6 protein-coding genes and 2 pseudogenes are annotated in these 12,934 nt (G+C 37.7%); 4 read left to right on the top strand and 4 right to left on the bottom strand.

Annotated elements, in window-relative coordinates:
* Positions 1 to 136 (bottom strand): annotated as a pseudogene (locus HCUR_RS09625) (IS481 family transposase); the annotation flags it as partial.
* A gap of 499 nt (positions 137 to 635) precedes the next feature.
* Between HCUR_RS09625 and HCUR_RS10265 the strand changes: the two are divergent.
* Positions 636 to 1,367: pseudogene (locus HCUR_RS10265) on the top strand (IS5 family transposase).
* A gap of 1,638 nt (positions 1,368 to 3,005) precedes the next feature.
* Here HCUR_RS10265 and ftsH read toward each other — a convergent pair.
* On the bottom strand, positions 3,006 to 5,021 hold the full coding sequence (gene ftsH, locus HCUR_RS05275; protein WP_104207073.1) for an ATP-dependent zinc metalloprotease FtsH: 2,016 nt from the start codon (positions 5,019 to 5,021) through the stop codon (positions 3,006 to 3,008).
* A gap of 274 nt (positions 5,022 to 5,295) precedes the next feature.
* Here ftsH and HCUR_RS05270 point away from each other — a divergent pair, with 274 nt between their 5' ends.
* Entirely contained in the window at positions 5,296 to 5,685 is a 390-nt protein-coding gene (locus tag HCUR_RS05270) for a hypothetical protein (RefSeq protein WP_129591925.1), read from the top strand.
* A 209-nt stretch (positions 5,686 to 5,894) separates the two neighbouring features.
* On the opposite strand, the gene ileS is transcribed toward HCUR_RS05270, so the two are convergent.
* Together ileS and HCUR_RS05250 are read right to left on the bottom strand one after the other, a co-directional pair.
* Entirely contained in the window at positions 5,895 to 8,843 is a 2,949-nt protein-coding gene (gene ileS, locus HCUR_RS05265; RefSeq protein ID WP_104207071.1) for an isoleucine--tRNA ligase, read from the bottom strand.
* Between the two features lie 1,112 nt (positions 8,844 to 9,955).
* The gene (locus HCUR_RS05250) at positions 9,956 to 10,360 is read right to left on the bottom strand and encodes a hypothetical protein (protein ID WP_104207068.1); all 405 of its coding nucleotides are present in this window, start codon (positions 10,358 to 10,360) and stop codon (positions 9,956 to 9,958) included.
* 568 nt (positions 10,361 to 10,928) lie between these two features.
* On the opposite strand from HCUR_RS05250, the gene HCUR_RS05245 reads away from it, so the two are divergent.
* Together HCUR_RS05245 and HCUR_RS05240 are read left to right on the top strand one after the other, a co-directional pair.
* The gene (locus HCUR_RS05245) at positions 10,929 to 11,933 is read left to right on the top strand and encodes a hypothetical protein (protein ID WP_104207067.1); all 1,005 of its coding nucleotides are present in this window, start codon (positions 10,929 to 10,931) and stop codon (positions 11,931 to 11,933) included.
* Between the two features lie 2 nt (positions 11,934 to 11,935).
* Positions 11,936 to 12,484 (top strand): nucleotide exchange factor GrpE, encoded by a 549-nt coding sequence (locus tag HCUR_RS05240; RefSeq protein ID WP_104207066.1) that lies wholly within the window; start codon positions 11,936 to 11,938, stop codon positions 12,482 to 12,484.
* The last annotated feature ends 450 nt before the right edge of the window (positions 12,485 to 12,934 follow it).

The raw sequence follows: 12,934 nt of genomic DNA, 5'->3' as shown, positions 1-12,934 counted from the left end.
TTTTTCTCCACTTGAGGATTGTTTTTGGGTTAACATTAAATCTTTTAGCCGCTTTTCCTATGCTCTCTTTACTATCACGGATCTCTCTACGGATTGCCTCCGTTGTTCTGGCATTTGCGTGTAATACTTGTCCCATAAGCTTTTTCTCCATGCATTATTATCTTCATAATATATACCATAACTCTCTGGGATCAAACATCTAAACCTGGCTAGATTGTAGATCATGTATCCAATCTGTGGTCTGAAAAATACTTTTTTTTACATCTTTATTCACTAGATCTAAATCGTATAGAAAAGTTTTAAACTCACATAAAACAATTAATCAAGGATAGACTTACAGAATTCGCTCAATGATATGAAACTGTAACCGGATTTTTTCCGCACTTAGTGCTATATGTTTACTATACATAAGCTGTATCCAGGAAAAACGCCTCTGAATATATCAGAAAAGCTAAAAAATTAAGGTATATTACTCCAGTACTTTTTGCTAAAGACTTTTTTTCCAATTTTTTAGAACCGTCATCCAACTCACCTTCTTGAATTGTTGAAACATTTAAGAGCCTGTATTTACAGATTATATCGACATTTATCATTAAGTAGTGTTATAAAATTAAGGTATCTAGTTACAACAGGAGATAAGATTGCCTGGAAAAAAAGGGGATTCAGGAGGTTCTGGTAACGCGATAATCGAAAATTTATAAATATCGTGATGTGGACTTCCCGCAAGGGTGCAAGTGTGGCGTACCTTGCCAGAATCTTACGAGAAATAGTGGAGTGTTCACAAACGGTTGATAAGATGGTCCAAAGCCAGTGTGTAGAAAATGATCTTCCTTACCTTTGCAGCAGATGCTGATACGGAATAAGATTATGCTTGATTCCACAATGATTTTCTTCTATCCACACGCCGCGGGCGCCAGAAAAAAATACAGTAATGGTACACAAGAACAAGCACTGGAGCACTCAGAAGGCAGTTTTAACACGAAGATCCACGCTGTATGGGATACTTTAGGCACCCCCATCAAATTCATTCTATCGCCTGTTCAGTGCTCTGACTATACCAAAGCTCTTGATTTAATAGAGAATTTTGACTTTAAAACGCTATTGGCGGATAAAGGCTACGATGCCGATGACATTGTTCATTATACTGGCACATTATACTGGCAGCAATAAAGCCGTCATCCCCCCACGCTCCATGCGAAAAAACCCCAGAGAATTTGACGCAGATCTTTATAAAGAACGCACTCTAGTCGAGCCAATGTTCAAGAAATTAACCCATTTCAGGCGCTTTGCACCCCAGATATAACACACTTGCACACGCTTTTCTTTCCTTCGTTCATTTTACTACATCACTCATAATTCTAAAGTAAACTTAAATGTGAACACGCCTTAGCTATCCGCTTTAACAAAAGCATAGAATAAGTGATCATCACCCTATTTTCGGAAGCTTCTACAGCAATTTCGTAATACTTTTTTCCGTATTTCTTTGATTCTACCTCTTCGATAAAATGAATGTATATTCGAGTATGTTGAAAGTATTCCCCATTAGAAGCTGCGCTTTATTACATAAAATACTCTATTAACAGGCTTTTTTTTGGTGCTTACTTCCATTACTATACTTGCCTTATTCAAAATGATCCTTAATTAACTCCCATTCATGATCTGTTAAATCGCTTGAATCACTTCATTCTTATTATCTCCTAAACTATAATCAACAGTTTGCGTAAAGATCAAATTTAAGATAAAAGAGTGAACGTTAGGTGAAAAGGTGCGAAAAGTATGGGAACACTCTGAACGTAATTTTTTATGAGAATAAAGTATACAAACATTAAAAAACCTCCAAGCACTTTTGAGATTATTTGATGTGACACTGGAACAGGTACAGAAAATAGGATAGGCAGCTTATCCTTTGTGAGAAAAGAAGATTTTGGGCCGCTAGAAAAGATTAGGGCGTAACTTTTATTACTTTACTACCCAATTTATAGGACACAATTTTATGTGGATAGTCTCTTTGGCATTGATGATTCTTGGGTCTAAAACGAACCTCTGATACTTGGGGCAAGAAAAACGGAATACACTAAAGAGAAAAATTACCAAAATTTTTGGCTATTGAAAGTGTGCATGTGTCTAAAACGTCACGGAATTGGTTTATGATTTCATCCTTTATAAAGAATTGGGTCCACTTTTTTGGAGATTCAAAAGTTAGTTTAGATTAGATAAGCCATGAGTATCGAGCATAACACCATACAACCTCAATTATAAAACTATTTTTTAAGAAAAGGAAAAAATGTCCTCAAAAACAAATGTAACCGAGCACTTGCACAAGTACGGTTAAAAAGTTAAACATCGGTTTTCCCACTCAAAATCTTTAAAATTCTAAACTAACACTACAAGAAAAAAAGAAAAAGGAAAAATATTAAATTCAATCTTAAAAACCAATTCTGCTCCATTTAAAAATTGTTATGATAAAAACTAAACTAACCTATTTCTTAATCCCCAAAACTTTTTTTGTTTTAAACTTACCGAGAAAATCTATTTTTATGTTCATAGCGCACTATCTAATTAAATAATCCAGTTACAACAGCAGATTAAGGTTTTAAAATAGTATAAAAACACTAGATCTTCCGCAATATTTACCACAACTCAATCGAGTTAAACGATTAATAGCGTTAGCTTAGCACCAATTGCCTCAAAAATAAAGCCTATCACATTCTGTACACACTCTAATTCGTTGTTTTTCTCTTTATTATCTTCATTTCAGTGCAGAATATTAGTTAGATATGCTCGTATAACTCTAGCAAATTATAACTAATAACTGAAGAAAACTGTAATTCGGAGCAAAACTACTTTACACTTCAGAAATTTTTTTTAAACTTTATCCTTTAAGATCTTGTCTCTATATGCCTCACTTCTCAATGTACATCGGATTATTTCATCAATGTCTTTGATTATTTATCAAGTGAAAGATTCTCTTTTGTCTTTCTCTGCTTGCCCTTTAAGGAAAAATGCTACACGCCCAAGACTCCTCCATGTTTTAATACCATTCTCCAATAAGATTTTAATAATTGAAAAACCATTGGAAAGATAGAAGGTGTTTCAGGGGTACCAGACTCTTTATTTTCCACAGAAAAATCTTCCACTAAGACACCCGGCTCAGATCCGTTTTTTAAGTCTACTGCTTCTTTTTTTTCTTCCTCTACCTCGGGGATTGGTCGTTTAAGCACCCCAGTTTCCAGCAATTCATCGATTTCTTCCCCAGAGAGTGTTTCATAGGTAAGCAAAGTTTCTGCCAGTAAAATTAGCTGATCTTTATAACGAGTTAATAAGTCTAAAGTACGTTGATGGGCGGCTTTCAAGAGATTGCGAATTTCTTCATCAATTTGGTTAACTTCTCGATCTGAAATATGAGCAGTTAATCCACCCCAATACTCATCTTGTTCTCCATAAAACAAGTACCCTACTTTTTTACTCATTCCCCAATGGGTGACCATTTTTCTTGCTAAATTTGTAGCAAATCTAAAATCACTGGATGCGCCAGTAGTAATTCCTTCCTCTCCAAACATCATTTCTTCCGCAACCCGTCCTGCCAGCGCCACGTCCAAATCTGCCAATAATGAAGCTCTCGTCACAGAAACTTTATCTGTTTCTGGCAAACGCATCACTAATCCCAAAGCCATTCCTCTTGGAACAATAGTCGCCTTGTGAATGGGATCTGAGTGAGAAGAATAGGCAGCTACCAAAGCATGCCCCGCTTCATGAAAAGCAGTAAGACGACGATCCGATTCTGTCATAATCATATGTTTACGCTCTGGACCCATAAGAATCTTGTCACGTCCTGCCTCAAAATCTTCTTTATCTACGGAGCTCTTGTTTAACTTTGCAGCACGTAATGCCGCTTCATTGACTAAATTTGCTAAATCTGCTCCAGAAAACCCAATAGTCCCTCGCGCCACCTGTAACAAAGAAACTTCGGGAGACAAGAGAACTTTTCGCGTATGCACACGCAAAATTCCTTCTCTTCCCTTTAAATCTGGCAGAGGAACCATAATTTGTCGATCAAAACGCCCGGCTCGAATTAACGCTTTATCTAACACATCCACACGATTGGTGGCAGCCAAAACAATGATGCCTTCACGCTCATTAAACCCATCCATTTCCACCAGTAACTGGTTCAAAGTCTGATCGCGTTCATCGTGACCTCCACCAGCATGACCTCCCCGTGCCCTTCCCACTGCATCAATCTCATCAATAAAAATAATACAAGGTTTTTGCTCTTTTGCTTGACGAAACAGATCCCTTACACGGCTAGCACCAACGCCCACAAACATTTCTACAAAATCTGAACCAGAGATGAATACGAAGGGGACGCCTGCTTCCCCTGCCACCGCTTTGGCTAATAATGTTTTTCCTGTCCCTGGAGGTCCTACCAAAAGAACACCTTTAGGAATTTTCCCTCCCAAAAGTTCAAATTTTTCTGGACTTTTTAAAAAATCTACGACTTCCTGAAGATCTTCTTTTGCGCTCTCTGCCCCTTCCACATCGGCAAAAGTGATATGGTGCTGACTGGGATCTATAAAGTTTGCTTTTGATTGCCCAAATCCTAAAGAACGTCCCCCGCCACCTTGAGCTTTACGATAGTACAAAAACCAAATTAACCCCACTGTTAAAAAAGGAAGCGCAATCTGGAGCAACGTATAGAAGTTAAAAAAAGATACTTCCAATGGAACAAATCGAAAGCGTACACCTTTATCTTTAAATAAAGTTAAAGGAAGGTTTTGAAGTTGAATAATTCTAGGAAGAAAAATTTGCACGCGCTCCCCATTTTTATAAATTGCTTCTAATACCTCGCCCTGGAGTGCCGCGTCTTGCACTTTCCCTTCTTGGACCCGCTCAATAAATTCCGAATAATCTACCACCACAGGAGCGGTTCCCAAGTTTTTTCGATATAAATTAAAGACTGAAATGATCAACAATCCTAGGATCACCCACAGTACAATACTTTTTTTATTTTTTTTAAAATCCATTCTAAAAAATGCACTTCTTTTTAGGCCCTTCAATACGACATTCTACCAAAGTATTGCACACAAAACAAGGTTAGGAAATTTTCAAGAAAAGTGCCCCCTCTTCACACTCATCGTCTCTAGAAACGTCTTATGAGTTACTTTATACGTTTAGAGTGTACTTCTTAAAACTAGACAGAAAAGAAAACTGTTCATCTTAAAATTTATAATAAAAATTAAATAAATAATTAAATAATAAATGATACTATTAATGTGTAAAAAAATAAAAATAAAAAAAATGTATAAAAAACATATTCCACTTTTTTTAGGAATTCTGAGTACCGCCTGCTTTGCCGAAGGTCAGGATAACCCTCATTCCTATCACAAACACGAACCGAACGAAGCCTTTATGCAGGCATATGGGATATCTCCGGAACAAATGGAGCAATCACAAAAAGCAATAGCTCATCTGGGACTAGGGCTAGGAACTGAGAAAAAAGCACAAACAAAAACAGAAGGAGACCCAAAGTCCAAAAGTAAAACATCATCTTTAGACAGCACAAAGGCCACTATTGATCCTCTGTCTAGTCCACCCAAAACCATAGCTCCAAAAAGCAAATTATATAAAAATTTTGTCCAGAATATGAAAGAAGTTTCCGACACTAAGAATAACACTAAAAAACCCTAAGTAATCTGAGCTGTGTTTCAGAAACAGTGGCACCAAAATCTACACTCTTCTTTAGAACGTTGACTGAAACTTTAGAATTTTTTGGTGCCCCACACTGAGTACCTACTCCAAAACACTTTAATTTTTAGTCCGAATCCTATACACGCATCCGTAAGATCTGAGTTGTTAAAAAAAGCAGACTGAAATTTTTACGAATCGTGACATAAAAATTAATTCAAAGAAGCCAACACTGTTTCACAGCGTGCACACAACGCATCTTTTTGAATATCTTGATATAATTTCCAACACCTAGGACATTTATTCCAAGCCAAGACTTCTACTTTCACTGAAAAATATTCCTGATCCCAAAGAATTTTAACATTTGACACCAAGCACAATTCCAGAAAAATATTTTCATAAAGATGGGCATAAGGCTCAGCAATTCTTCCATCTTCCACCGTTAATCCGATACACACACCGGCTTCAAGACTACTTTTTATCTGCTTATTTTTTCGTAATACCTCTAACGCTTCTGTTACCTCTCTCCGAATCGTTAAAACATGTGCATTACAAGATGCTCCCTCCCACGCTCCAAAACAGGAAGGTGGCGTGAATACGTCTTGAAGGTGAACAGACCAATAAGCCCGTTCTTGCACCAAAGCATTTTGGTGCAGCCATTGCCAAACCTTGTTCGCATGAGGAGATACAATATCTCGTTTCCATTGGGGAGTATGAATCAAAGTTTCCAGTCTTAATATTTCTTTCCCAAAGATGGTAAACGCTTCTTCCGCGGTAAACGAAAGAATAGGCGCCAGATGTTTGCATATAAACATGAAACAATACACCAACGTAGTACGCACCTGTTTTCGTGCTAAAGCTTGTGGTGCATCGCAGTACAATGTATCTTTTTTAATATCAAAATAAAGGACAGAAAGATCTGTACAAAAATGAACAAGATGGCGTAAAAAAGATTGAATATTTAAACAACGTCCTTGAAAGGTTGGGTTCGTTACTTGGTCTAGAGAAAGGGAATGTAATAATAACTCATGCACTTGATGCATCGTATGGAGTACCCGACGACTTAAAAAATCTAGCTCATGTACAGGGAGCAACTCTTCCGCAGAAAGATCGTGAAGAGCACCCAACATAAACCTCAAAGTATTGCGACATTTTTTATACATGTCTTTGACTCGAGCAAATACTTCCTCTCCTACGCGAATGTCTTTTTCATAATCTTCGTGAGCAACCCACAAACGCAGTAAATCTGCGCCATGCTCTTTTGAAAATTCCACAGGATCAATGCCATTTCCTTGAGATTTAGATTGTTTTTCTCCTTTTGCGTCTAACAAAAATCCGTGAGTAAGCACACTTTGAAACGGAGGACGACCTTCCAACGCCACACCAGTCAGTAAAGAAGATTGAAACCATCCTCGGTGCTGATCAGACCCCTCGAAATACGTCCAAGCAGGCCATAGTTGTTGGGCATTTTCACTACGAGACTTCAAAACTGCTCTATGGGTCAATCCAGATTCCAACCATACATCCATAATGTCCTCCACTTTGGTCCACATTTGGGGAGAAAGTTCAGGAAACATCTGAAAAGGTGCATCGGTAAACCAAAAATCTACGCCTTCCCGTTGAACCCGTTCACATAGGGCTTGAAAGATCAAAGAATCTTTCAAACAAACCCCAGTCTCCTTATGAAGAAAGAACATAAGAGGAATCCCCCAGGCACGTTGCCTAGAAATACACCAATCCGGCCGATGACGGAGCATATTGGATAATCGATGGGCCGAAGATCTTGGATGCCAAGAAACCATTCCTGCTTCAATAGCACTTAAGGCGTGCGCACGCAAGGAGCACTCTGGATCTTCCGTATCCAAACGAATAAACCACTGAGGTGTAGTGCGATAACATAACGGTGTTTTAGAACGCCAAGAATGAGGATAGCTATGAAGATAAGATTGCGCTGACACCAACATGCCAGTTTCCTCCAAAGCTTCTTTAATGTTTGCCTTCCACATGTCTACACCGAAAAAACGGGGAACATGAGATGCAAATTTTCCGTCTGGCAAAATAGTTTCTGGAATTTCTAGTTTATATTTAAGGCCCACAACAAAATCTTCGGGACCGTGACTAGGAGCGGTGTGAACAAAGCCTGTTCCAATATCGCAGGTTACGTGAGTACCAGGTAACAAGGGTACATCAAAAGTGTACCCCAAGGCATACAAAGGATGAAGACATACGATATTTCGGAGCATTGCTTCCGGTATCGTAGAGATAATACTGTATTGAGTGACTCCTAACTCTTGTTGGATAGCACTAAGGCGATCTTGCGCTACCAACACGCCTTCTCCTTTTTCCCATGCTAACGAATTCCCATCTTCCACCCGAATACATACATAACTAAGCTCTGGATGATAGCAAATTCCTCGATTTCCTGGAATAGACCAAGGCGTTGTAGTCCAAATTATGACAGAAACGGCGGAAAAACCTTGAAAATAAGTGCTCAGTATACGGGGATGAACAGGAAACTTAACATATAACGCAAGAGATGTAATATTCTGATATTCTACTTCTGCCTCTGCTAAAGCGGTTTGCTCTGCACAAGACCACAACACAGGCCGCGTACCTTGATAAATATAATCTTTTTCAAATAATTCAAAAAGTGCCTGAATCACAGAGGCTTCAAATGTTTTCTCCATGGTGCAGTAGGGTGTATCAAATTGTCCCATCACCCCTAATCTTTGAAAGGCCGAGGATTGGTCTTGAATCCAATGTTCCGCAAACTCCCGGCACTGGGTTCGAAGTTCTTCTCCAGAAATTTCTCGTTTCTTGATCCCTTTTTTCAGGTACTGCTTTTCAATTTGCGCTTCAATGGGAAGACCATGGCAATCCCAGCCAGGAACAAAATCTATATCAAAGCCGTGCAAAACATTAAATCGATTCACCATGTCTTTTAAAATTTTATTTAATGCATGTCCTAGATGAATAGGACCGTTAGCATAAGGAGGTCCGTCCGCCAACACCTTCAAAGGTTTTCCATTTCTAAGCTCACGAAGAAGAGCATAAAGATTAATGGTTTTCCACCACGCAACGGTTATAGGCTCCCTAACACCAAGATCTCCCTTCATAGGAAACTGAGTTTTAGGAAGTAAAACAGGATAAGAAGCGGACATTACAAATAAAGTATACCTAAACTGCCCCTATTATGAACAGATTTTTACTAAAAAACAATGGAACACAATGTTCCCTTTTCCAAGAGAGACTGTGGGAAGCAATGTTTGAGGTTCACGATAGCCGCGATGATGTTGAATTTCAGACTATAACGCATGATTGTGTTACGCTAGCGATTGATATAGTTTTAGATGATTTTATGTTCCCAAAACTGGATTTTACCCCGACTCGAAAGTAAAAAAGTGCTGTATTAAACGCTTTTTCTTGCCAGTTCATGGGGTTATTTTTTAGGCTTTGTAAAGAAATCAGCGTTTTGATGGGTATTTCTAATCCCTTGATAGTCTGGGTCGTCTTTTGGGGAACGTTTTTCATGTTTAAAAACAGTAAAATCCTGGATGACTCCGAGGTCAAATACATAATACGATCCTGGCTTGAGATACGTAGTGCTAGTAGCACGGTGAAGCGTTTTTTTCCGGAGTAATAAAACTTTGGACGTTTTTTACGGATTGCTCCGTTGCGTCAACAATGAGGATTTCTACCGCTTCTTTCGATACTTTTTCACTTTTCAAAAACTATCTCAGAGACCAAAATGGGCTCAGAAGCATCAAAATTCTGTCTTAAAGATCTAGTTTATAAGTGCTACCGGATGTACTGATTTTGGCTTTACATTTTGAAAAAAATGTTTTTTTGGGGGGGCGAATGGTGGTATATGCTTAGAAACATAATAAGGCTTTTTTTATCGCTAAGTCTTCTACACTTTACGTAGTATAGTTAAATTATATCGTATTCGGTGGGAAAAAAAGAAGCGAATTATAGTCTCGTATCATTAAGCGCATTCTGTAATTTTATCCTTAGTCCATCATTTTATATTAGCCCAGAATTTCTCTATAGAATTTAAATCTAGTGAATATTAGGGATAAAAAATTTACCTCTAAACTAATAGATTTCATCATTTTTTGTCTTCTGAGAGTTCTGAAATGAAGCATGATCCATAATTTAATTAGCCAAACACTTTAGCGCTTTGCTTTAACAGTGTTTTCACCAATAATTAAAAAATTCGTATTGCAAAACTCGTTATGGTTGCTATAGATTAATTATTCACTAAGCCAGATTACTATAGTTTTTTATAATAGTTATCACGTCTTTTACATAAAAGTTCTTCCCTTTTTTCTGCTTTATCTCTTCTCTTTGTAACTCGCCAAATCAACATCACTTTCATCAATACTATACAAAACTTTGTTTGGGAGTATCTTTTATGACTTCTAGATATCCATCTTACTTTTCCTCCTCTTCTTCTCCAAAGAAAAAGGTTTAATATTACTGCGGCATATCTTTTGTTTATAGCACACTCAATCCTAATCTCCTTCAATTTATCCTTTTCATGATTTTTGACAAAAATTCTACCTTTGGCATAGTCCAGCCTACGGTTACATTTTAAACGTTCTCTAGCATCGTACTTTCCTTCTTTCTTATATTGCTTACGCCATCTACTTACTGTATTTCTGGGAACCTCAAACACTGCTGAGGCTTTCTTTCGCTTAGGAAACGTATTACTTTTTTTTAAAATGGTTACCGTATGGACTTGTGGACATTTTTCTTTTTATCCTAGCCATAATTGCGCAACTAATTCAAAGTGATTTACTATAGCTAGGAATTGGTGAGCTTTATGTTTGAAATCAAATGGTTTCCGCGTACCAAATTATTCAGTAACGTCAGCCCCTATAGACCGGAGTGAAAGCCCGTCACAAAGGTAACGTATCTTCTAAAACAGACTATAAAAGTAATGATTATCCATGCCAAAAATCAGCCTGTTGAGCGTCCCCAGAAAGCGTAAACACTGTTTTATTTTGATAAAAGAACGTCACTTTTTTAAGACCGAAATCCGCGTCAATCACAAAGAGCGAATTGTTTAGATTGCAACACCTTATCTAGGGTCGTATTTATGAAAGCAGAGGACTGGTTTCATGCGAAACCTTGTTATGGCTCATTTTAGTGAAACATTTCTAGAATTTTTTAGCTTCATTCTTGTTCTTTTGGATATTATCTGTTAAAATCAAAAAGTGTGGATATCAAGTATACCAAAGAAAGTGGCCCTCTCAAGCCAGAAAGATTTGGAAATGTTGTGGCACGTTATTGATATTTATTTAGAAGTGCGCAGTCCCGTAAGCTCTAAGCGAGTAGCGGAACATCTTAAGTTTGCGAAATCTTCTGCCACAGTGCGTGCTATCATGGCAAAGCTAGAAAAGGAGGGATTATTAACTTCGGACCACTGTTCTTCAGGACGTGTTCCAACCTCTCATGCTTTGACGCTTTACATCCAAAGGTTACGTAAGATTAATTATCTTTCTGAGGCTACAGAAGATGCATTGCAATTAGCATTTAAATCTTGGCGTAATCACTTTAGTCCTGATAGTGTAATTCAAACCATTGCTTCCTTATGTAGATGTGCGGGATTTTTCTTTATGCAGTCTGTGCGTTTACCGCGCCTAAAATACTTAGATTTTGTTTATGTTGCACCAGAACATGCAGTAGGAGTGCTAATTTTTGAAAATGAGATTGTTTCCCCTTATGCTATTAGATTACCTAAACGTGTTACTCCAGAACATTTGGCTTCTTATCATCATTATTTGAATCCTCATATTGTGACAGACCAGTCTTTAAGTGCTGTTCGTCAGCACGTTCTTCATCATAATAGTCCCGAATATCTTTCGGAATGTTTAGAAAATTTAGAAGCTAGTGTTACGCTGAAACAATCTGCGTCTCATCATATATTAATTCGAGGACAATCGCAGCTCATTGATGCTTTATCAGGTACTACAACTCTTGCGACGTTTCAAGCGCTCTTGAAGTGGCTTGAAGGAGAAGAAGCGTTGGTGGGAATTTTATCTCAATTACAGGGAAAAAGAGATGATTTTTATGTTCTATTTGGAAGAGAAAGCGATCGATTTTCCTTTGAAGGATTTAACTTGGTATTTACATCTTTTTCTTGTAAAGATGCACAAGGTGCCATTGGTGCTATTGGTCCTTTTTATATGGACTATCAAAAAATTATCCCTATAATAGAAAAAATGACCCAATTTATAAAGGAGTAAAAATGCACAAAGATTTAGAAAAAGAGGTGGCTGACATTCATACTGAACACGACGGAACATCTCACGAAGAGTGCGAAACGTGTACAGAGAAGAAGGTCAGTACTTTAGAAGAAAAAATTCACCACTTAGAAAAAGAACGGCTGCTCCTTATAGCAGAGACAGAGAATCGTTGTCGTCGAATCGAAGCCGCCAGTAAAGACAAAGAACAGTTTGCCATTAGCGCTTTTTCTAAGGAATTGTTGGCGGTAGCAGACAGTCTGCAGTGCGCGTTAACTGGACAGGAGTCTGAAGAAAGTTCAGCATTTTATAAAGGAATTCAATTAACATACTCCCTATTACAAAACATTTTTGAAAAATTTGGTATTATCAGGGTAAATCCTTTGCATCAAGCCTTTAACCCGGAATTTCACCAAGCAATAAAAGAAGTTCCCGATTCAGAACATGAAAAAGGAGTAATTGTTCGGGTTTTACAAGAAGGCTATACGCTACATCGTAGGGTTTTACGGGCAGCTTTAGTAGTGGTTTCCTCTGGAGAATTGTGTGATGATTAGGGAACGCTAAGCATATTTATCGCCATGAATTCAGGTTGATGAGAAAAAAAGTTAGCTAAAGATTTTCTGACAAGCAATTCAACCCTTTTTTATTCTAAAAATACTTAATTCTCAGACAAGAATAGCTTTATCATAACAAAAATTTATGCTTGATTTTACTTTTGTTAGTGAGCGTATGTTCAAAAAATAAAAATAGTTTTAGGGTTGTTGAGACGCTTTTGGCTATAAGAAAATATTGATTATTCGTTTCTTGAGCACCTTCTATTAACCCACCAGCAATTTTTTTTGCCAACAAGCGGATCGATGCGTGTTACCAGAAGCGAATCTGATCGGTCTATACGCCATCAAAACCATGATGATTTAGATGCAAGTAGGTGTATTCGATACAGATAGCTGGTATACAAGGCTTGATAAAGTAGACGATCCGCTTCATGGCATTAACGAAGACTA

The sequence above is a fragment of the Holospora curviuscula genome, from assembly GCF_002930195.1.
Taxonomy (GTDB): Bacteria; Pseudomonadota; Alphaproteobacteria; order Holosporales; family Holosporaceae; genus Holospora; species Holospora curviuscula.
This window is presented reverse-complemented; position numbering and strand designations above follow the sequence as displayed.